This window comes from Leptolyngbya sp. NK1-12 (assembly GCF_032598965.1).
Classification (GTDB): Bacteria; Cyanobacteriota; Cyanobacteriia; order Elainellales; family Elainellaceae; genus Elainella.
Genome location: NZ_CP053587.1, coordinates 578,633 through 602,121, shown reverse-complemented (window position 1 = coordinate 602,121; position 23,489 = coordinate 578,633). Strand labels below are relative to the sequence as shown.

15 protein-coding genes are annotated in these 23,489 nt (G+C 46.7%); 6 read left to right on the top strand and 9 right to left on the bottom strand.

Annotated features, from left to right (window positions below; genetic code table 11):
• Window positions 1-3: 3 nt before the first annotated feature.
• From HJG54_RS30850 to HJG54_RS30810, 9 genes are all read right to left on the bottom strand, one after another.
• Window positions 4-711 (bottom strand): class I SAM-dependent methyltransferase, encoded by a 708-nt coding sequence (locus tag HJG54_RS30850; protein WP_316436949.1) that lies wholly within the window; start codon window positions 709-711, stop codon window positions 4-6.
• 9 nt (window positions 712-720) lie between these two features.
• On the bottom strand, window positions 721-2,019 hold the full coding sequence (locus HJG54_RS30845) for an ABC transporter ATP-binding protein (protein ID WP_316436948.1): 1,299 nt from the start codon (window positions 2,017-2,019) through the stop codon (window positions 721-723).
• A gap of 63 nt (window positions 2,020-2,082) precedes the next feature.
• A complete protein-coding gene (locus HJG54_RS30840) occupies window positions 2,083-2,925 on the bottom strand; it encodes an ABC transporter permease (protein WP_316436947.1) in 843 nt (280 codons plus the stop codon).
• A 4-nt stretch (window positions 2,926-2,929) separates the two neighbouring features.
• A complete protein-coding gene (locus HJG54_RS30835) occupies window positions 2,930-3,196 on the bottom strand; it encodes a hypothetical protein (RefSeq protein WP_316436946.1) in 267 nt (88 codons plus the stop codon).
• Window positions 3,197-3,603: 407 nt separating this feature from the next.
• Window positions 3,604-4,539, bottom strand: a complete 936-nt coding sequence (gene crtC, locus HJG54_RS30830) for a cyanoexosortase C (protein WP_316436945.1) — start codon at window positions 4,537-4,539, stop codon at window positions 3,604-3,606.
• Window positions 4,539-5,153 (bottom strand): HpsJ family protein, encoded by a 615-nt coding sequence (locus HJG54_RS30825; RefSeq protein WP_316436944.1) that lies wholly within the window; start codon window positions 5,151-5,153, stop codon window positions 4,539-4,541. Before HJG54_RS30825 ends, crtC begins: the two co-directional genes overlap by 1 nt.
• 305 nt (window positions 5,154-5,458) lie before the next feature.
• Window positions 5,459-6,145, bottom strand: a complete 687-nt coding sequence (locus HJG54_RS30820; protein WP_316436943.1) for a PTPA-CTERM sorting domain-containing protein — start codon at window positions 6,143-6,145, stop codon at window positions 5,459-5,461.
• A 375-nt stretch (window positions 6,146-6,520) separates the two neighbouring features.
• Window positions 6,521-7,840 (bottom strand): glycosyltransferase family 4 protein, encoded by a 1,320-nt coding sequence (locus HJG54_RS30815; RefSeq protein WP_316436942.1) that lies wholly within the window; start codon window positions 7,838-7,840, stop codon window positions 6,521-6,523.
• 182 nt (window positions 7,841-8,022) lie between these two features.
• Window positions 8,023-9,066, bottom strand: a complete 1,044-nt coding sequence (locus HJG54_RS30810) for a glycosyltransferase family 4 protein (RefSeq protein WP_316436941.1) — start codon at window positions 9,064-9,066, stop codon at window positions 8,023-8,025.
• A gap of 836 nt (window positions 9,067-9,902) precedes the next feature.
• On the opposite strand from HJG54_RS30810, the gene HJG54_RS30805 reads away from it, so the two are divergent.
• The 6 genes from HJG54_RS30805 (at window position 9,903) to HJG54_RS30780 (ending at window position 23,487) form a co-directional block, all read left to right on the top strand.
• Window positions 9,903-12,260: an SLBB domain-containing protein gene (locus tag HJG54_RS30805; RefSeq protein ID WP_316436940.1), complete on the top strand. Its 2,358-nt coding sequence runs from the start codon at window positions 9,903-9,905 to the stop codon at window positions 12,258-12,260.
• A gap of 61 nt (window positions 12,261-12,321) precedes the next feature.
• On the top strand, window positions 12,322-14,514 hold the full coding sequence (locus HJG54_RS30800) for a GumC family protein (protein WP_316436939.1): 2,193 nt from the start codon (window positions 12,322-12,324) through the stop codon (window positions 14,512-14,514).
• A gap of 482 nt (window positions 14,515-14,996) precedes the next feature.
• Window positions 14,997-15,620 carry a PTPA-CTERM sorting domain-containing protein gene (locus HJG54_RS30795; protein WP_316436938.1) on the top strand — a complete coding sequence of 208 codons (624 nt, stop codon included), beginning with the start codon at window positions 14,997-14,999 and terminating at the stop codon, window positions 15,618-15,620.
• 734 nt (window positions 15,621-16,354) lie between these two features.
• Window positions 16,355-17,077 carry a hypothetical protein gene (locus HJG54_RS30790; RefSeq protein ID WP_316436937.1) on the top strand — a complete coding sequence of 241 codons (723 nt, stop codon included), beginning with the start codon at window positions 16,355-16,357 and terminating at the stop codon, window positions 17,075-17,077.
• A 119-nt stretch (window positions 17,078-17,196) separates the two neighbouring features.
• Entirely contained in the window at window positions 17,197-17,766 is a 570-nt protein-coding gene (locus HJG54_RS30785) for a putative colanic acid biosynthesis acetyltransferase (protein WP_316436936.1), read from the top strand.
• A 246-nt stretch (window positions 17,767-18,012) separates the two neighbouring features.
• Window positions 18,013-23,487, top strand: a complete 5,475-nt coding sequence (locus HJG54_RS30780) for a trifunctional serine/threonine-protein kinase/ATP-binding protein/sensor histidine kinase (RefSeq protein ID WP_316436935.1) — start codon at window positions 18,013-18,015, stop codon at window positions 23,485-23,487.
• The last annotated feature ends 2 nt before the right edge of the window (window positions 23,488-23,489 follow it).

Below are 23,489 nucleotides of genomic sequence, written 5' to 3'. Positions count from 1 at the left end.
GGCTCACTCACCTATTGCGGGGCGCGCAACAACGGCAAACTGCAAATATCGCATATCTCCAACTTGCTTAGGGAATAGCCAGTTTAGAACTTTAAATTTTCTTAAATGATATGGGTGGAATTTTTCCAGAGAATTAATGCCTTCCAAGCGCTCAATTGAGTAACCTAACTCATTCAAAGTCCTCTCAATACTGTGACAAGTAAAGAAACGTAAATGAGTTTTATCTAAGATCCCCCAATCTGTATATTTCCAATCTTTATGAATTAACAGTCTCCAAATGTTGTCAAAGTAGCGAACATTAGGAATAGAGGCAACAATTACTCCTTGATCGGTAAGAAGTTTATGACAGTATTCTAGAGCTGTGTAAGGATCAACTAAGTGTTCTAAAACATCATTAAAGATTATACAGTCGAAATAACCCTCAGGTAGATCCAGATCATCTGAAAAAATATTACATATTACTTTATCTAATCTTAAAGTAGCGGCAGTAGCAGCAGTTTCATTCGGTTCAATTCCCCAAACCTCAACGGAACGTTCTCTTTTCAACAAATGACCGAATTTACCAGCAGCACAGCCAACATCAAGAACTTTACCGACGTTTTCAGGAATGTACTCTAACATTTCACAGCGTTCCACCTGAAAGTAATCTTCAAAGCTCTTTGAGTTATATTCCTCATTTAGGAATTCAACCACCAATTTATCATTATTCATATCAATATACTATCTACTAATAAGGTTTTGATTATTGGTGTCTACTTGTTTTTTGAGTAGATGAATATCGTTGAACACTATGCTTCCCCAATTAGAATGCCAATTTGCAATTTGAAATTGAGCATTGGGGGTTGGTCTAATCTCAAAGCAGGGCCTTCCTATAACTATATCTAGATCCTGTCTGTAACCTTTCTTATGCCCGAAACCTACGCTAAAGCCAGAATAGTAAGCTCCCGGTGCAAGATTGGAATTTGGGATAATCAACTGTAAAACTAATCTTTGGCTTGCTCTAATTGAAAACTCTTCTGTAATCAATGACCCTATGCAGTTTCCATTCGTACTAAAAATACTCGAACCAATACTTAATCCATCAATGTTGTGATCTGATTCGACAGTAAGTTCATATCTAATTGGTTGCCCAAATTCTAAATTCGTCTCTTTGGATTCTAATCTGATATCAACAAATTTAACTTGTTTACCATATCCTGGCAGTCGTAGCTCATTTAGATCTTCCGTCTGATTTTGCAAAGTGTCAGAAAAATATTTTTTGATAACTTGATCTGCCGATCCAGTATCTATAACATGACCTCTAGCTAAATAAAGAGCTTTATTACAAAGTGTGCTAATAGTTCCCATACTGTGACTTACGAAAATAACAGTACGACCTTCATTGGCAACCTGGTCCATCTTGCCCAGACATTTCTTTTGAAACTGGGCATCTCCAACTGCTAGTACCTCATCCACAATTAGAATCTCTGGCTCCAAATGAGCTGCAACCGCGAATGCTAATCGCACATACATCCCAGACGAATACCGCTTTACAGGCGTATCCAAAAACTTTTCAATCTCAGCGAACGCAACTATCTCATCAAACTTGCGCTTGATTTCTGCCTTGCTCATGCCCAAGATTGCCCCATTCAGAAAAATATTTTCCCGTCCGGTTAACTCTGGATGGAAACCCGTACCTACCTCCAGCAAACTGGCTACTCTTCCTTGAATCCGAATTCTGCCCTTTGTTGGTTCTGTAATCCGGCTCAAGATTTTCAATAGGGTTGATTTACCAGCCCCATTACGTCCAATAATTCCAACCCGATCGCCCTGCTTAATCTCAAACGAGACATCTCGTAACGCCCAAAACTCTTCTTGAGTAGGATTCTCAGACCTGAATTTTGAATTTCCAAAACCGCGCAACAGTTTTTTCCCTACATTGCTAAGAGTATCGCGCAAGGTTGTATAGCGTTCTTTTTGCTGATGTCCAATGATGTATTTCTTACCCAGACCTTCAACGCAAACGACCGGATGGCTCATAGATAATTTTTGAACGAAGGCAAAACTACAAAAGCAAAAGAAATTTGATTAACAGACAGATGTCTAAATTACATCGGCAAAGCGCCGCTCTGTTTTACGGAAATACCAAATGCTGCTAGAAAATAGCACAAGCACCAGTACCAGCGACAGTATAAAGCCTGGCAGATAAATCTGAGATTGCCCGCCTAAAATCGCCCAGCGAAAACCATCGATTACGCCCACCATTGGGTTCAATGAATAGAGCAAGCGCCATTCATCTGGTACAATACTGCTGCTAAACCCTACTGGAGAAATATAAAGTCCAAACTGGACAATGAACGGAATTAAAAAGCGAAAGTCTCGATATTGCACATTCAGTGCTGCCAACCAAAGCCCCACGCCAATCGAAGCTGCAAAAGTAATGGCAATGAACAGGGGTAGGGTTAGAATACGCCAGCTTGGGATGAAATTAAACCAAGCCATTAGTCCTAATAAAATGGTGCCAGAAATCAAAAAATCTACAAAGCTGACAATCACACCGCTGGCTGGCACAATCAATCTTGGAAAGTAAACTTTTGAGATTAAATGGGCATTTCCAACTAAGCTATTGCTACACTCTGACAAAGCATTAGAAAAAAACTGCCAAGGCAACATAGCTGAGAACACCAGAATTGGATAAGGAGCGCCTTCAGAAGGTAGCTTAGCAAGATTGCCAAATACAATAGTAAACACGACCATTGTCAAGAACGGACGAATCAAAGCCCAGGCGATTCCAATCGTGGTTTGCTTGTAGCGAACCAAAATATCGCGCCAGGCAAGAAAATAAAATAATTCTCGATAGCGCCATAGATCTTGCCAATATTGACGTTCAGTTCGTCCAGCCTCAATCAACAACTCCTGCCTCTGAGCAGCTTGATCGTTTACCATTGGCTCAACCTATATACTTAAACTGTGCAATGCCGTTATAGTTCAACATTCTCGCGTGTTTTCGAGTAAACTCTCCCACCGAAGGATTTCCCTGCGGATGAATTACACCCGTTGCCTGTTGCCACAGCTCAGCAGGAGCCAGGGAAACTTCATAAGTACGGTCAGAAGTCTTGCGAACGTGATACCAACGCGTTTGTTGGCATTCACTGCACCAAAACGCCTCTAACCATTCTCCTTCTAACGGAACTGTAGCTCGAGATGCAACCAACATTAGGGCGTTTCGACGATTCACCCCACGTTGCTGTAATTGACCTACTCGATCGGCAAACAACGGATGCTTCTGGCTAGCACTATCAAGATGACAGCCATGAACGGGACAGTGAATAGCCCGTCGTTTAGAACGCTTCCGATTTCGGTCACACCTTCTCTGCAATTCGGCCTCCTTTTGCAAACACACTAACAGAGGTTACGAGGGGAGAGACTGAGATCAACTTGACCATCAAAGCCCACTCCCACTTAAAACGAGAGTATTGAGTTGCTTGCAGTTAGCTGAGATCGAGTTGTTTACAGCAGGTAGATCAACCTGGAAACCACTCTTTAAGTTTTACTAACTATCCCTTTTTACTCTAGTGGTTTTACAAATCAGGAGAGTTTAGCGGCAAAACAAATGCTGGATACTCAACGTGAGTGGACTGTAGATTTTATGGAACTCCTCTTGACAAGGGCCATCACAACATAGTAGTAAATTGTGAACAAAAGCGTAGAGAAAATCTGTCCGCCCCATGCACCGTGCCAAAATTCAAAAGCGGCTTTGCCCCAGTAAGCTTCTGCCATTGCCATCAACATGATGCGAGGAATATTAAATAACAAAGCCAGCACCATTCCTACCACAATCATGCCAGTTATTTTCAGAGCGCTTTGCTGCAAAAATAGCCCTAGAACTAGACTGGCAGCAGCCATCGTCAGCATCATGTCGAACCCATTACAGCCCCATTGCACATCAACCGTGCCACCCGGTAACGAAATCGCTGTGCTCTGCAAAACTGAAGGTTGACCAATGGCCAGTAGCCCTAAATTGCCTGCCCAAGCCATGAATCGCTCTAAAATTTGTGGCGGTAGAAAGGCTTGCCAAATCTCTTTGGCGACCTGGAAGGGTTGAGGAAATAGCCCCATTCCAATCAGAAATGTTGGTAGCGGATAGAGTCTAAAGAACTCCATTCCCCAACAGCTACAGGCTATGCCTATTAAGATAACTGCCCAATCGAGTCGTTGAGACCACTCAACCCAAAAAGCCGCCGGGGCCAAAATAATGCCGCCTATGATCAGCAAATGTCCCAATAATCGGTCTGCTTCTGAGACTTGCAGCTTTGCGAGTTGATGACGTTTCTGCCAAAGCATGTGCAACCCCAGACCAATGGCCGCCGTCATTAAAATACTGGGTGTTCCGCGCAGAGTCGCGGTGATCAAATCTAGTAACCGTGAGGGGAGGTAGAAAAATCCTACTAATATGCCGCAGCTAACAATTCGATTGTGGGGCGTTCTCAGGCATTCACGTAGGATATCTTGAGCAATTTGTCTTGCTTTTCTCGCTTTCCCTGCTTTGTTTGATTTCATTAGGCTCTGCTTCTGCGAAGGTTCATACCATAGCGGCCCAAGCTAACCAATCCCAAACCAACGATGAGTAGATTGCTGATACTTGCCGCACCTGTTTTGAGGACAGATCGTTTAGCATTTTGCTTTAAAGAGTTGGCTTGGGTATTCAACAACTCCGAAGCGCGCCTTAAATCCTCCTCAGTAATATTCGCTCCAGCCGCCCTAGGATTAGATTGAGCACTCTGGATCTGAGACTGAATTTGGGAGGCTTGAGTGCTGATGTTAGTGAGTGCTTGCTGCTGAAATTTCAGGCCATCTGCAACCACTAGCAAACAAGACAACAGAAATACTACACCTGCAACCAAGCAAAAGGTAGAAAATCGCTTTAACCAGCGGCGATTCTCAAGATTGCCAAAAATCAGCAACGCTGCACCAAATAACAAAACAATACTGCGATCCGACATTTGCTGAACAATGCCGATCCGCCACTCTACATTACCAATTTGCGGCGGTAGTGCTAGCACTAGCATATCGATAATAAAACCTGCCAGACAAACTAAGCCAACGATTTGGCATATCCCTCTAGGGCCATAAGAGCCTGCGGAATTAGAAATGGGCGAAGAAATAGATGCCATGAAAGTTCACCAGATTAAGAAATAGAATTGATGATGGAAATAAAGCAGTATCCAAACGCCATCTTGAAGCTCCGGAGAATTTCGCTTCCTCAAATCTTGATTTAAAGATTTTAAGAGTTAAGCCACAATGATGAAGCAATGGAGTAGACAAGACAGTGAAATTAGAAAATCGGTATGAGCGTTTCAAACTTGCGAGAGACAGGGGAGGAGTGACCACTTGTTCAAGTAGTCACCCGTAACCCCTACTAAAGCTTGGTGTTATACGCAATCCTCACACGTTGAAGATTTAACCCAAATTGTAAGAGTTACGCTTTCACCTCTTCAGGTTGCTCAGACTGTTCCCCTTTACGCTTACGCAACGCCGCAGCACCCATCGCTATTAATCCAGGTAAAAGTGCAGGCGTAGGAACGGCACGATACGCATGGTTATCGCTTTCAAAGGCGGCGCTGGACGAAATCAGATCAATTCGGTCAAAGGACTTGCCAGCATCAGCAAAGAAATCGACAAATCTGGCACCAGTTAATTGCTGATTTCCGTTTGCTGGATTGCGAATATCTGAGCCTACGATCGTTTTCAACAACTTACCCTGGCTAAAGAAGCTGATTGAGTTAAAGCTGTCGATCGATCCCCAGTACAAGCCAAAGTAATTTAGCGCTGTGCTGAAGTCAATGCGGACCGGACCGGGTTCTTGCCCAGCGCCTAGGGTCAAGTAGGCGGGCTGATTATTGGGTGGTTCTGCGTATCGACCACCAATAGAACCAGCGACGAATCGCCCATTACCAGAATAGCTTGCGAGCCCTTTCGTGTAATTGATTGGTGAGGCTGAAGGAGTAGCAACATCGCTGAAAGTCAGAGTGGTTGCGCCTGCTACGGTCGTGGTAAATTGGTTTCCATCCGGCGATACACCGAAGGAGATGGCTCGAACTGGCTCAGCGGCTACCGCTACTGCTAGTCCAGCAGCAGTTAGTAAGCTAAGGGTCTTCAAATTCATTGTTGTACCTACCTTAGGTGAATAATTGTTCAGGTTGAGGAGGAACTAAACGCGGTAGGCTACCAAGAACACGGAAGCATGTGAATGGCTTCTGTTTGTCTACAATCGGCTAAGGAAATTCCTTTTAACCTCTAGTCAGGGTTGGTTTCTGACATTGGTTTTGTGACGATCGATTACCCCTGAAACTGGTAGCCTGGTAGAGCAACCTTCGGTAGAAGCAACGGTATCCTGAGAATTTCAGTATTGGGTGATTCACTTCTACATTGTAGAGAATTCTACAGAGAGAAGCTAATGCACCTGCTACACTTCACGGAGATTTAATGCAGTGATGCAGATCAATGAATCTATCAGAATACCTCCCTAATTTCCGTGAAGTTAACCCTTGAAAACGCACTGTTTCAAGACTGTGAGGTACTGCCCTGCAATAATTTCGGGGGTGAAGTGAGTCTGCAGGTAGCGACGTCCGGCTTTGCCCATGCGTTCAGCCGTCTGCCGGTCCTGTTGCAGTAGACGGATAAAATTGGCTAGTTTCGCGGCATCGCCATTCTCGAAGGTGGCACCACAACCTGCCTCGGCAATCACTTGGTTCAGGTAAGCCTGTTTGGGGCAAATCACAGCAATCGGACGACCGGCAGAAAGGGCAGAATAGAGTTTGCTCGGAGCCACCAAACTATCCATACCGGGGCTGACGCTGACCAAGGATAGGTCGCAGGCCGTGAGTGAGTAGGGTAACACGTCTCTATCCTGGTACGGCAAAAATAGAAAATTAGTTAATCCGAGTTCTTGCACCTTTTGGATCAAAATTTCGCGTTTAGCACCGTTGCCGATGCAGACAAACTGAATCGGTTCATCGCGGAGCAGGATCGCCGCTTCTAGCATGGTATCTACATCGTGGCAGCGGCCCAAATTGCCTGAATACAGCACTGTAAATGGTTCAATCAAGCGGTGCTTCATGGCAAACCAATTTTTAGATTTGGGGATTGGCACAATCGTATTGGAATCGGCCCAGCTATGAATCACAGAGATTTTATTGGCAACCTCTGGGCAGCGATTGGCAACCCGTTCTTGCATAGCAGAGCTGAGCACAATAATGCCGTCCGCATGTTTCCAAACTTGCTCATTCAGGGCATGCCAAAGTCGAGTCAACCAATGTCGGCGAGAGATCACTCCCAACTCAACAGCAATATCTGGATACAAATCATACAGTAGACAGATATAGGACATGCCAAATAGCAGGTGTGCTAGATAGCCAACAATTGGTAGAAACGGGGGTGCGGTTGTGATTAAGACAATGTTGCGACGACGGCAATTCTTTAGTAGATGCAATACGGCGCGAATCATGAATAGAATGCCGTTGATGGCCTTACCGCGAATCCGTTTGGGCCACATCTGCGAGGTGCGCGAGCGTTTGATTTGCACGAGTCCAGCCTGTTCATAGGCAGGAGCAGAGGTAGATTGAAAGGCATAACCAGGTTGGCCGGTAAAGACTTTGACATCTACTCCTTGCTGTCCGAGCTGACGCACTAGCTCTTCAATTAACTGACCGGTGGCGGCAAAATCAGGCGGGAAAAATTGGGTAATTACCGAGAGTCGAATCGACTGAGCGAGAGGTTTAACAGCATGGGGCTTTGTCCTCGTACTGGTGGTGTCTAGAGAAAGATAGGTTGTCTTTGGGACCTGATAGTTCAGTTTCACAGTTCTATTCAGCCTTTTACGGAGGGGCAACAAAATGCAGATTTGCCGTTGAACTTGGAAAACCTGCTGAGTGCGGTAGATAGGAAGTGGGGGGCTGGAATTCAAGTCACCTCAGGCGGTTGCAGGAAGCGATCTTGCTAACGGGACTGAACCTGATTCACGTCATAACTGAAAGTCTTTAATTAAGCCTTGACCGACTGCCAGACTTTCCAAGTGGTGCAGCCTAGCAGCCCAGTTGCGCTAGCCACAATCGCTAAACTGTTGGGAATTCCGGCAAATGCCATGGCAAAACTGCCGGCCCACCAGGCTAGCGCGTAAATAACATAAACGGTTGAGCGATGGGAAAGACCTGCCTTAAGTAAACGATGATGTAAATGACGATTGTCTGCTACAAAAGGGGAACGTCTATCCCAAAGCCGCGTTACAATCACTGCCGACATATCCAGAATGGGTACGGCCAGGATGACAAACGGCAGCAAAACGGCAGTCGCTATTGCACTTTTGACTAAGCCAATCACACTCACCCCAGCCACCATGAATCCAATGAAGTAGGAACCTCCATCTCCCATAAAGATTTGAGCCGGGTTGAAGTTGTAGTAGAGAAATCCCAGTAGACTCCCCGCTAAAGCCGCGATCAGGATGGCCGCAACTGGCTGATTGGTGAATAGACAAATCACAAAAATGGTGATGGCTGCAATGCCGGATACGCCCGAAGCCAAACCATCCAGGCCGTCCATCCAGTTAATCGCGTTGACGACGCCAGTCAGCCAGATGACCGTCAGCGGTAAGCCTACCCATCCCAACTGCACAATGCCGAGACCGGGAATGGTGACAAACTCGATTTGGACGCCAGCAAACCAAACGCAGCTCGCTACTCCTACCTGTACCATTAATCGAGCGATGGGTGACAGCCCTAACAAATCATCTGCAAAACCGATTAAAAAGAAGCCGAAACTGCCGAGCACAACCGCTAAAATTTCAGTGTTTTCCTCAGTCGATAAATCAACGAAGCCTTGTAAAATCCAAATAGCGGTTAGAGAGATCAGGGTTCCAAAGCAGATCGCTACCCCTCCGACTCGAACAATGGGCTGCCGGTGTACCTTACGAGCCGAAGGCGAATCAACCCATCCTTGCTCAAGCGCCACAGCACGAACAATGGGGACAATTCCAAATACTGCTAGCCCAGCGACGAAACAAGCTAGCGGATGATACCAGGATAAAAGCATAGGGGTCAAATCAGGACTCACAGAATATGCAGGCAACAATCTGCAAATGGGAAGTGCATGCCTGTCCAATCGAATCGGTAATTTCAACTCAGATTCTTTTACCGTCAGGGAATGGCTCGATAGCAGCTTACCTTGGCGGATGGAAAATGCTCCTGATATCAATCAGCTCAATTCAATTACATGGGTCATGGATGATTAGCCATGAGTCATTGGTAGCTTGGCTACGAGCGACAGAGGGCGAATGATAGCCAAAGCATTGAGGTTTACAACTGATATGAAATTGCTATCAGGCTGGGTAGAAGACGAAACCCCTATGGGACTAGACGATAAAACTTAGCGCTCTGCAACAACTTATTCCCGGTAGAAACACGGCTAAACAGCAATCCAGAAGTGATGCGTGCTAAACAGCAGTAGGTGGAAGATGCTAGCCTAAATATGGCAGTAAGCCCCAATAATTCGCGATAAGCAACGTCTAGGACAGTGAATTGGTTAATATAAAAGCCAGTGTAAACAGGTTTTTTTTGAAAATCTAGTGCCATAGCTGACTTTGCTTAATCTTTATAGAGCGAAACATCTGCATAAAGTTCCCGTCTTCCAACTCTAAATCCGGACAGTTTTCTCGTAATTGTCCTGACTGCCCTGCTTTGATCCAGTAACAGTAGTTGGTGTAGGGCGAATCTGTCCAATTATGCTGAGGCTTGCTAAGAATGCGTGTTACTACAATCTCCACGGCTGCTCTCTGCTCTCTGGGAGTTTTGGCTGCGTATGGTATTAGCAACAAAGTTGCAGGCACTCCTGAATCTGAAACGTCAAAAGACAAACCTAGCGACAAACCTATGGCTGCCGCACCAGAAGCAAAGGTGCCGGTGCAAGTGCCGATTCAACAGACAATTGTGCCGCCAGAGGTAATCAATGCCCAGCCATTGACTGTAACCCGCAATTTGGCTAAAGAGCGGCAACAACGAGAGGCTAAGCTAGCTCAAGATCTAGCCAAAGTTTCGGTGCCAGCTCACCAACCCGCCGCTCGCCCGTCTGCCCAAATGACGGAAATCAATGTTCCCAGCACGGCTAATCTGCCGATTGATCGGATTGTGGCAAAGTCGGTTGGCTCTGGTATATCTACGGCGGCAGCCCCGGCTAGACCTGTACCTGCCAGACCTGCTCCTGCCCAATCGGCATCTGCATCCACCGCAATTGCAGCTCGCCCTGCCCAACCGGCTCCGGCTCCAAATACGGCAGTTCTTAGTACTGCTTCCAGTACTGCTTCCAGTGTTGCTGGAGCTAATTCTCAATCAATAGCTACATCCATAAATACATTATCGAATCCTGCCGCACCAAGTTCGACTTCATCTACAACTCCATCTACAACTCCATCTCATAACACCGTACCCGCTAATATTGCTCCTAACAATACTCCTGCTGCACCTAGCAACACTACAGCAGCAAATGTGGCTCCAAATCCGACGACGGCAAAGGCAGCACCGAATGTTGCTCCATCAAATCTATCTGCTCAGGCAGCGGCAGCAGCCCCGGCTCAACCTCAAGCAGAGCGTAATCATTCCCCTAATCCAACTTCTGGCAATCCCACATCGCCTGCACCCGCTGCGACTATCCAAACGCCGTCCGCCACTGAAACAGCACCAATCGCTAGACTAGAGCCTCGGCCTCAGCCAGCTCAGCAAATTTCTAGAGCGCTTGATGCCGCGATTTCGCAGGAGGCTGCGACCCAACTGGTGGCACAAGCTCCGCTACAGAATCAACCGATTACTGATATTCCGGCAGTGATAGCTGCATCTCGACCTGCTTCTCCACCACCTCAGCCAGCCGCCCCTGTTGCTATCACTCAAACCAATCGCTCACCTGTGCAACTCGCATCCTCTCAGGCAACCGGTGTTCCACCTGCGGCCCCGGCTACATCTCCTGGAGTTCCGACTGGAGTGCCAACTGCCAGCGTGAGTGAAACCTATACACTAGGACCAGGCGATCGGATTGCGCTGCGCTTTTTTAATACTCCGGAATATAACGGTGAGGCACAGGTGCAATCGGACGGCACGTTGAATTTACCGCTGGTCGGCAGTTTTTCGGTAGCGGGAATGACCGTTGCTCAGGCGGAAGCAGAAATTTCGGCTCGGTATCAATCGGAGTTGCGCTATGCCATTGTTACGGTCAGCCTTGTGCAGGCTCGCCCACTTCAGGTGGCCATTGTGGGAGAAGTGCAGCAACCCGGTTCTTACACACTTTCCCTCGTTGAGGGTGCTCAGTTTCCAGGTATTGTACGCGCCATTCAAACCGCAGGTGGCACAACTCAGGCTGCCGATTTACGCAATGTACAGGTGCAGCGCGCTAGCGGCCCCAACGGTTCCCAGTCGATCAGCGTTAACCTAGTCGATTTGCTGCAAGGTGGCAATTTAGGCCAGGATTTGAAGCTGCGAGACGGCGATCGGATTGTCATTCCCACAGCAGCGACGGTTGATTTTTCAGAAGCCACGCAATTTGCGGCCTCCAATTTTGCAGCTACGCCCAGCCAACCGTTTGATGTGGCGATTGTTGGGGAAGTATTCCGGCCTGGTGCCTACAAGATGGGTAGCGAGGGGCGGGCAACTGTAACCCAGGCGATTCAGTTAGCTGGAGGAGTTAAACCGACTGCGAATATTCGCCAAATTCAAATTCGTCGGCCCACGCGCAGCGGCACCGAACAGGTAATCAATATTGACTTTTGGCAACTGCTGCAATCTGGCAACTTATATCAAGATCTGATGCTGCAACAAGGCGATCGGATTGTGATTCCGACTGCGACTGCCCTGTCTCCTGAAGAAACGGTTCTGCTGACTGCGGCCAACGTATCGCCTGAGGCAATCAAGGTCAACGTGGTGGGTGAAGTCAAATCTCCGGGTGTGGTGAGTGTTGCACCCAGCTCGACGTTGAATCAGGCTATCTTAGCCGCTGGCGGACTCAATAATCGGGCGACTCGCGAGCTAGAGCTGATTCGATTAGAGCCGAACGGCACGCTGACCCGCCGCACGATTCATATGGATATTTTGCAGGGATACAACACAACAGAGAATCCGCTGCTGCAAAACAATGACATTGTAGTGGTAGGCCGTTCTGGGCTAGCTCAATTCAGCGATCAATTTAATCAAATTAACAGCATTCTTGGTCCCCTACTTCAGTTGATTCCGTTTCGCCCCTTTTAAGCATCTTTGATCATCATATCAATATTCTTATTCTTGATATGGAGTAATCTACCGAACATCTATGGATTCTTCCTCGTCCCAAGCTTCAGTCCCCAATTTTAACGATCAACCCGCTCTGCCAGGGATCAGATCACCGCTGCCGCCAATTCAACCTGGAGTCGCTCAAACTGGAGGCGATTTCGATCCCCGCCGATTTTTGCAGATGCTGCAACGCCGCATGGTAGTGGTGGCTGGGGTGGCTGGAATTGCGATGGTGTTTATGATTCGCTCTGCGCTAAATCAGCCCTTGATCTACCAAAGTGGATTTCGACTATTGGTCGAGCCAATTAACGCAGACAACAGCTTGTCTAATCTCACGGAAGATGGTGGAAGCCAATCCGGACAGCGGAACCTCGATTATGATACTCAACTGCAAGTGCTGCGAAGTCCGGACTTGATGGTGAAAATTGCTGAGCAGGTAGAGGCAGTCTATCCGGGCACTGGCTATCAGTTTTCGCCTGCTAATCTAAGTGTGTCGAGATTAGGAGAGACGAAAATTCTAGAAGTCAAATATCAGGACGATGATCCAGCAGAAGTGAAAGCAGTGCTGGATCAAGTTGCCCAAGTTTATTTACGCTACAGTTTATCAGAACGGCAAACTAATTTACGCCAAGGGATTCAGTTTATTGAAAACCAGTTGCCGCCGCTGCAAGAACGGGTGAACGCATTGCAAGATGAACTGCAAGCGTTTCGCCAGCGATATAACTTCATTGACCCAGAGACCCAAACCGACCAGGTTTCTCAAAAAACTAGCTCACTCGAACAAAAGCGCCAGGAAGTCGAGCAAAGTTTAGCTCAGGCAAGATTTAATTTCTCGGTGCTGCAAGAGGAATCGGGCAGTGCGGCTGCACTAAATGAAAGTTCAACCTATCAGGGCTTGATTGGTCAGTTACAGCAAATTGAAGCCGAAATTGCTACTGAGTTAACGCGGTTTCAGCCTCAAAGTCTAACCATTCGAGTTTTACAAGAAAAAAGACAGAACCTGCTGCCGCTATTACGCCAAGAAGCAGCTCGTAGTTTAGGCGGAAAATTGGCTGGCGCTGCGATCGAGATTCGGGCACTAGAGATTCAGCAGGCAGCCATCATTGCGGCTCAAAATCAGGTTGCCGTTCAAGCGCAGCAGCTGCCGATTCTATCCCGAAATTATAATGATTTGCAGCGAGAGTTAGAAATTGCCAATGAGAGTTTGAATCGATTTCAGACGGCTCGCGAAACCCTTCAAATTCAGGCGGCCCAAACTGAAATTCCCTGGCAGGTTGTGCAAACTCCGGCCCTACCCAATGCCCCAATTAGTTCGGATACAAACCGTGCCTTGTTGATGGGAGTTCTAATTAGCGCTGGGTTGGGAGTGGGAGCCGCGTTTTTGTTAGAAAAAGTGGATAGCTCGTTCCACACAGCGGCTGATTTGAAACAACAAACTCGCCTGCCGGTTTTGGGCGTGCTGCCATTATGTAAATCCTTACAAGATACATCCCAATCCTGGTACACTCGCATTTTACAGCAGGTGATTAAAAAGCGGACTAAGCGCAAATCGTCCCGTCGCCGGTTGGCTTCGACGCAAGCCTTGCAGTTGGATAGCGTTTCGGTGTCGGTTAGCTTTACAGAAGCGTTGCGTGTTTTCCATACGAACCTCCGTCTGCTCGATTCGGGCCACCCTTTGCACTCTGTTGTGATTACCTCGGCCCTGCCCGGTGAAGGAAAATCGACGATTGCGTTTCACTTAGCCCAGACTGCTAGAACCATGGGGCAGCGAGTGTTGCTCGTTGATACCGATCTGCGTCAACCACAACTTCAACAATGGTTTAATCTGGAGGAGCAGAAAGGCTTGAGTGATGTGCTGGTAGAAAATCTGCCGTTGAAAGAAGCCTTAGCCCAACCGTTTCCTGACGCCACTTTCTTTCTTCTCACCGCAGGCAATGTTCCGGTTGATCCAACCCAACTGCTTGGTTCTACCAAAATGAAGCGATTGATGGCTCAGCTCAATCAAACCTTTGATCTGGTGATTTATGATGCCCCTCCCCTATTGGGCCTAGCCGATGCCAGCCTGATCGCCACGCAAACTGACGGCATCCTGCTAGTTGTCAGACTAGACAAAACCGATAAAACCGCGGTTCAGCAAGCGGTTGAAAATTTAGCCGTTTTCCAGAAATCTACAATTGGCTTGATTGCAAACGGGTTACGCTACAACGATACTAATCCTGAAGAGCTGGAGTAATAATTATTGAATTTGCATGGGTTTAAAGCATTACTAAACGAGGAATGAATTTTTATAATTTCAGATTCCTTGTCCCTTAAATTCCTCAGCCTATAGCCCTAACGGGCATTCCAGAAAGGGAGACTGCGAGTAGTTTTTAGCCTCCAGAATTGGAATGTTGTGGGACGAAATTATACTGGATTCAGCAGCGCCGGATTTAATAAGTTTCGCTTTACCCCAATTACAAGAAAAGCTGAACCAAGATTCAATTATATGAAATTATGCAAAACCTGAGTGATAAATATCACATCTGATAAAAAGAGTATGTTACGATACAGGCTACTGAACAAGGTGCGTTACCCAGGGCGCTAGCTCTTAGTTGCTGAGACCTTATAATGCCCTGTTGATTTCAGATTGGTTAGAAATAATGTGAAAAGTTTGAGTTAAAAGTCTCAGCAGTCAGTGGATGCATTCATTCATTTCATTCTTGTTCAGGAGAAACAATGAAAAAACAAGCTTTGATCGGCGCTCTTGCTATGGGCGCAATGACGGTTGGTTCTCTTTTGCAAACGACCTCTTCGGCAAGTGCTGCTACTGTTGGTACGACCACCACAAATTGTGATTTCGCTGGCGCAACTATTTGTACCAATGTTTTGAATGGAAATGATTCTTTGTCTGATTTGAATAGCATTGATGATTCTCCCTTCTCAAACTATGAGTGGGAGTTTCTGTCAAAAATCAATGCTCCAAATACTACTCCTGATGAAGGAATTGCTGACACGTTCAAATTGACATACAATGGCGGTCCGGACGATTCAACAAGTGGAACCTGGGAGATTCTTCTTCAAAATATCATCAACAACAAGAGCCCCTTTGTTCTAGCGATGAAGGCAGGAGGGGGTCATGCCTATAACTTCTTCGATGGAACCGTCTTCTCAGGAAACTGGGACACAGATAGATTCCTCAATCCTAAAGGTATTTCCCAGGGTATATCTCATGCTACTCTATACACTCCTAAGGATTTTCAGCCAATTCCCACGCCTGCCCTTCTCCCTGGTCTAATTGGCATGGGGCTTGCTGCGATGCGGAAGAAGAAACAAGCTGCGGAAGTGACTCAAGAAGTCTAAGAAAGCGGTCTTTTCTACTCGCAGTTAAATTCTTTCTAGCTCTAAAGGCTAAATTCACTAAAACTGATTTCTTAATTGCCCAAGGTTTGATAGTTCTAATCAGACTTTGGGCTTTTTTGTGTTAGTAGCGGTATATCCCAATGTTTTTGAATCAAAGCATGGCTGGATTAGCAGATAAGTAGGTAGGCTAAATTAATCTTCGCTCCACAATGCCAGGTCTCGACTCCGCTCAACCCTCTGTTTCCTGAAAAGTTGCGCATTGTGCAGAGTCTAAATGCGTCTTCTCAATAATTGTGCCCACCTACTTAGGCTCCGCTCAACCCTCTGCTTCCCGAAAAGTTGCGCATTGAGCGGAGTCGAAATGCGTCTTCTCAATAATTGTGCCCACCTACTTAGATGAGAGATCTCTCATCGTTTTCCTATTAACCTCTTATTAACCTAGATTATATTTTCACTATTACGCAAAACTTGTCTATTGACAGTTGCTCGATAACAAAGCTCCTGTATTAACTTTAGGTTAAATTTTGGTGAAGCTGCATGGATATTTCCGGTACTAAGCTACTCAAAAAGCATATTATTATACTCAAAAATTTGAGCACAACTTAAATATGACCGGGTTAGGAAGTAGCACGGTTGCAGACGTAACAGCGCGACATGACAAGGTACGTGTTGTAGACAGAGCTTAGCTTTACCTTTCCTAGTCTTTGCAGTTTTACTTTACAACAAGTACTCACATGGACGGAGATTTCGCAGTGAAAATTGGCAAAGATAGCTGGCTATGCAGAAGCAGTATCAGCAATCAGTCTGCTAAATTATTTTTTCTATTTCTATCGACAGATATTTGCTTTTTTGCATTACACATCGTTGCCTTGATGGGTGGTTGGAGCGATTCTTATCCTAATCTCTACAAAAATCCTTATTTCATTGAGATGGATAGAGGATATGCCGAATTTTTTCAGTATATGAAAGAATATTGGTGCATTCTTCTGCTAGGGTTCATTGCTATCAGAAGACGCTCACTGCTTTATCTAAGCTGGATCTGCTTCTTTCTCTATCTTCTAATCGATGATTATGCTGAAATCCATGAAACACTGGGATTATATCTGAGTAGATTGCTAAATTTTGCCCCTATGTTTAGATTACGAGCACGGGATTTTGGGGAGATCCTAGTGTCTGCTTTAGTGGGTCTATTCTTCTTCACTTGTGTTGGTGTTGCCTATCGTCTGGGAGATAGTACGTTTAGAAGGGTTTCCAGAATCTTGATCATTCTACTGTCTGCACTTGCAGTATTCGGAATTGTAGTTGATATGCTACATATTATGTCACCTAAGACGCTAAAGCATGTGTTTGGCATTTTAGAAGATGGTGGAGAAATGATCGTTATGAGTGCAATAACAACCTTCCTCTTCGTTGTATCTAATGAAGTTACATCTAACAAAGTTTTATCTACCAAATAAGTAAAAGCCAGATTGCATAGAAAATAATAACAGCAATAGCTATATCTAGTTCGCCAAGCTAGTTAGCTCTCCGGATTTGATTCTATTGCCGCGTAAAGAAAAAAGGAGGCAGATGATTTATGCGGCTAGATCAATATTCTCTTGGTTCCTATACACCTGGTGCACCCTATTGGAAGCAGATGCTGTGGTATTTTGTCGGGTCGCTGCTGGTACAAAGTTATTACCTACCATTTTCTGGCTTCAAAGTTTGGCTGTTACGGCGATTTGGTGCCCAGATTGGTCGGGGCGTGCGGATTAAACCAGGGGTGCGGGTGAAGTTCCCTTGGCGATTGACCCTTGGCGATTACGTTTGGATTGGGGAAAATGCCTGGTTGGATAACCTAGCGGAAATTACAATTGAGAGCCATGTCTGTATATCGCAAGACGTTTACTTATGTACAGGCAACCATGATTGGAACCATCCAAGTTTTGCATTAAGGACTGCGACTATATACATTCAGCAGGGAAGTTGGCTGGCGGCCCGCTCAGTTGTTGGCCCAGGAGTTACGATTGGACGTGGCGCAATCCTAGCTTTGGGTAGTGTGACCGGTCGTTCGCTAGAACCAATGACGATCTACGCCGGAAATCCTGCTCAGCCGCTCAAGATGCGTCAGCAGATTTCCCAGACTCCCAGCTCAGTCGCTAAGTGAAGGTATTGGGGGTACCAAGCGTTGGATAAGCGTTGAATGGGCGTTGAATGGGCATTGAATACTGGGAAGACTGAATTATGGCTAAACAACATCAGCTTTAATCCAACAATTCTTTGTGAATCGGCAAGATAAGCGAACTTATTCCTCTAGTTGGACTTGATTAACCTGGCGACAAGGCGTTAAACTTGCGAGGCTCTGCCCTAGCTTGGGCATGCTATAGGGAAGGGAATTTGGGGAAGAGTTGTCATGCTGGATACTTGCTTGTTGCCAGGTTATCACCTGACCGAAGTTGTTCATGTTGGAGCAGAGACGATTCTCTATCGGGGTTGGTCTCAATCCCATCAGCAGCCTGTAATTTTAAAGACGCTGAAAGCAGACTATCCGAATCTGTCTCAGTTGACGCGCCTCAAGCATGAGTACCAAATTACTGCGTCCCTTGACTTAGAGGAAATTGTCAAAACCTACGGTTTGGAAACCCATCAGCATCGCGTGGTTTTGGTGCTGGAGGATTTTGGTGGGCGTTCGTTGAACCATTGGCTGGCAGAGCAACCAAGTCAACCCGTGGATCAACCAGCTCTGATCCGGTGGCTTGAGATGGCGGTGCAATTGGCGCAAGCGTTAGAGGTATTGCATCAGCATGCGATTATTCACAAGGACATCAAACCGGCCAATATCATCTTTAATCCAGCCACTGCACAAGTCAAACTCACTGATTTTAGTATTGCTTCCCATCTCAGAAAAGAAGTGCCCCAGTTGAAGCATCCAGATCAACTAGAAGGCACCCTGGCCTATATGTCGCCGGAACAAACGGGGCGGATGAATCGTTCTGTGGATCACCGCAGTGACTTTTATTCCTTGGGCGTCACTTTCTATGAAATGCTGACCGGCCAGTTGCCGTTCAGTGGGAATGATCCGCTGGAGCTAGTGCATTGTCACATTGCCAGACAGCCTGTCTCGATCCAGGTTTTGAATCCAGCAATTCCGGTAGTGATCGCAGAAATAGTCAGCAAGCTGATGGCGAAAAATGCGGAAGATCGCTACCAGAGTGCTACCGGACTTAAAGCCGATCTAGAATGTTGCCTTAGTCATCTCAAAACCAGCCATACCGTTCCCTGTTTCGTTCCAGGTGCCCGTGACCGCCGGGCGCAATTTCTGATTCCGCAAAAACTCTACGGACGCGAAGCCGAGGTGGCCATGTTACTGGCTGCGTTTGACCGGGTTGTGGAACACACAGCTAAAGCCAATCAGTCTTCTAGCAATCAGGCAATCGCAAGTTCTACTTCTCTTCCCCAATCTGAACTGATGCTGATCACTGGTTATTCTGGTATCGGTAAATCTTCGTTAGTCAATGAGATTCATAAACCGATTACTCAGAATCGCGGCTATTTTATCTCTGGCAAGTTCGACCAGTTTAAACGCAATATTCCCTATGCTTCCCTTATTCAAGCGTTTCAATCCTTAATCCAGCAGCTCATGACTGAGAGTTCGGCTCGGTTGCAGAGTTGGCGAGAAAAGCTGCTAGCCGCTCTAGGAGCGAATGGGCAGGTGATCATAGATGTGATTCCCGAAGTGGAGTTGATTATTGGCCCCCAGCCTGCCGTACCTGAACTAGGCGCAACCGAAGCTCAGAACCGCCTGAATCGGGTGTTTCTGTCGTTTATTCAGGTGTTCACTCAGCCAGATCATCCGCTGGTGCTGTTTTTGGATGATTTACAGTGGGCAGATTCAGCTTCGCTCAAGTTGATCCAACTGCTGATGACCCACCCAGATAGCCGCCATTTGCTCCTGATTGGAGCCTACCGGGACAACGAAGTGGATGCAGTGCATCCGTTGATCAAAACCGTGACCGAAATTCAGCAGGCGGGAGCTGTGGTCAACCAGATTGTGATTCGCCCCCTAGCCCTCAACCATGTGCAGCAGTTGGTAGCAGATACCTTAGGCGATTCTCAAGATGGTTCACAAGCCGGTTTTCAAAGCGGTTTTCAAAGTAATGCCTATCAAGCACTAGCGGAACTACTGTTCACTAAAACCCAAGGCAATCCCTTTTTCCTCAAGCAGCTTTTAAAGACGCTTTATCAGGAAAAGCTGATCAGGTTTGATTTTGCTCAAGGTCGCTGGCAGTGGGATCTGCAAACAATTCAAACCACCGACATTGCCGATAAAAGTGTGGTGGAATTGGTGGCTAGCAATATCGAGAAACTGCCGCTCCCGACCCAGACAGTTCTTAAATTAGCAGCCTGTGTCGGCGACCGTTTCACAATTCAGGGGCTAGCGACAGTGAGTGAAATGAATCTGTTATCGCTAGCAAAAACGCTACAGCCGGCTCTAGAGAATGGGTTTATTTTACCCTTCGACAATACCTACAAAATTCCGCTGCTGTTTGCCGACAGTGAATTGGCTGCTTTTGAATTTGACCATGCTAGCGTTGCCTATCGGTTTTTGCATGACCGGGTGCAGCAGGCGGCCTATTCCCTGATTCCCGAATCGCACAGGCCAGCTACCCATTTACGGGTGGGGCAACTGCTGTTGCAAAATACTGCCCCCACCGATCTAGAAGCGGCCATTTTCGAGATTGTCAATTCTCTGAACAAGGGAGCCGAGCTGCTGGTTGAGCAAACCGAAAAAACAAAATTGGCCCAACTGAATCTGATCGCGGGTCAAAAAGCCAAGTCCGCTGCTGCCTACGAACCAGCTTTCAGCTACCTGGAACAAGGTATTATGCTGCTGGCTCAGGATAGTTGGCAAAGCGACTATGAGCTAACGTTGGCGTTGTATGCTGAAGCTGCTGAAGTGGCCTATCTCAATACTGATTATGCTCGCTCGGAACAGCTAGTAAACGGAATTGAGCAATATTCGATTACCAACTTAGATAAAGTTAAAGCCTATGAGCTAAAAATACAGCTTTATATGGCCCAGTTGGAAATGATGAAAGCAATCGATACTGGTATGGAAGCCCTGTCGATGCTAGGTGTACCGATTGTTAGTCAGCTAGAGCAAAATCATTTCTCAATTCGATTGCCGCAGCTAGCTGAACTAGACCAAATTCCTCTAATGACTGATCCAGTCAAGCTGGCAGCTCTGCGAGTTTTGAATACGGTGACTACTACTGCCTATCAAACCCAAGCTGAAATCTTTCGCTGGATTGTTTTAATGCAGCTACAGCTGTGCATTGAGTATGGTCATTCTGCCTTAGCGCCTTTTGCCTACATTGCCTATGGCTGGTTTTGTAGCACTATCAATGCACCAGAGCGAGCCTACGCTGCGGGTCAGATTGCGCTAAAACTTGCAGAGCAGTTTGATGCCAAGGAATTAGAATGCAGTATTATACAAATTTTTGAATGCTTTATTCGACACCAAAAGGAGCATATTCGTGAAACGTTTGCTCCGCTAGTAGAAGCGATTCACCTTGGCTTGGAAACAGGCGATATTGAATATGTCAGCTATGCAGCGATGAATTACTGCAACCATCTGTTTTTTAGCGGCGAGCCGCTAGACCAGTTGAACTCGATTCAGTTGCAGTATGTCAATTTGCTGCTGAAGCTGAAGCAAGAATTTCAAATTTACTACGCTCGATTTTGGCGACAGGTGACGCTAAACCTTCAGGGCGAGAGTAGGAACCCCTGTCGTCTAATTGGCGAAAGCTTTGATGAAACCGTAATGCTGCCCAGGCTGCAAGCCGCACAAAACCATCAGTCCCTGTTTGGAGTGTACACAGCCCGCGCAATTCTCAACTACCTGTTTCACAACTATGCCGTTGCCGTTGAGAATGCCACCTTGGCAGACCGCTATGCTAGCAGTGGAGCGGGATTGGTGGCTTCGATTGAGCATTCGTTTTACTATGCGCTGATCCTACTGGCGCGCTTGGATCAGGTGGATGCAGTTCAGCAGGCTGAGTACCGGCAAGTGATTACCGAGCATCACATTTTGCTGCAACGGTGGGCTGAGGCAGCTCCGATGAATTACCAGCACAAGTTAGACTTGGTCGTCGCTGAACTGGCGCGGTCTGAACAGCAGGTTTATCAGGCCATGATGGGTTATGATCAAGCGATTCAAGGCGCACTTGCCAATGGCTACATTCAGGAGGCGGCAATTGCCAGTGAACGAGCGGCTGAATTTTATTTGTCACAAAATCGTAAATCAATCGCTCAAGGCTACATGACCGATGCCTACTATGGTTATATGCAATGGGGTGCGATTGCCAAAGTCCAGCAGCTAGAGAGCCGTTATCCCGATTTGATTCTGCGCAACTACGAGGCACTACCCGATCGAAATCCGGTTCTGTTGGCGGATACTCAACCGACCCGCAGTACTTCCACCTCATCCGTGATTTTAGATTTGGCTACGGCCATGAAGGCGGCAGAAGCGATTGCCAGTGAACTACTGCTAGAAAAATTGCCGTGCCGAATTTTGAGCATCATTTTAGAAAATGCGGCGGCCCAAAAAGGTTACCTGATTCTCAACCAGCAAAATCAGTTGTGCATTGAGGCGATGATAGCTGGCAATGAGACCGTTGTGGCACTGAATTCTACACCGCTGGAAGCGAGTCCAGATGTGCCAGTAGCGCTGATCAACTACGTTGCTAGGACTCAGTATCCTCTCGTTTTGGACAATGCGGCTCAGGAGGCGATGTTTAGCTCCGATCTCTACTTGCAACGCTATCAGCCTCAATCGGTTCTGTGTGCTCCGATTTTCTACCAGGGCGAGTTCATTGGGATTATTTATCTAGAGAACAACCTGACGCTAGGAGCATTCACGGCTGAACGGTTGGAATTACTGAAGCTGCTGACGGCTCAGGCGGCGATCGCGATCGAAAATGCCCGTTTGTATGCTCGCGAACAAGAAAGATCTCATCAACTTCAGGCTTCGTTAGAACAACTGCAACACACGCAGGCGCAGCTCGTGCAAACCGAAAAGATTTCCCAATTGGGTCAACTGGTGGCGGGCGTGGCCCATGAGGTGAATAACCCGATTGGTTTTATTGCTGGAAACCTCTCCCACGCGGCTGAATACATTCAGGATTTGGTAGAGCATTTGCAGCACTATCAGCAGCACTATCCCACACCAGGCGCGGCGATCCAAAACCATGCCGAGGAAATCGAGCTAGAATTTTTGCTCGAAGATCTGCCGCAGATGATTGACTCTATGAAGCTGGGCATTGATCGGATTCGCGATGTGATGCAGTCGCTACGAAACTACTCGCGTCAGGATGGCAAGGAAAAACAGTGGACGGATCTGCATATGGGCCTCAACACAACGCTGATGATCTTGTCCCATCGACTTAAAGCGAAACCCGACTGTCCAGCGATTCGAGTGGTTAAGCAATACGGTGAGTTGCCACCGTTTAAATGCTATAGCGGACAACTGAATCAGGTGTTCATGAACTTAATCGCGAACGCTATTGATGCCATCGAAGAGGAAAATGTGGTTCGGACAACGGCAGGGCTGAAGCCAAAACAAAATACAATCACGATCCGAACGGCGGCTACAGACAATGGAGTTGAGATTCACATTGTCGATGATGGCCCTGGGATTCCTTTAGAAATCCAGCAGCGACTGTTCGATGCCTTCTTTACCACCAAGCCAGAAGGTAAAGGAACGGGTTTAGGACTTTCGATTAGCTATCAAATTGTGACGCAGCAGCATGGTGGCAAGCTGGAATGTATCTCGTCCCCAGGGCAGGGAACCGAATTCGTGATTCAGCTTCCAGTCATGGATCTGTGAAA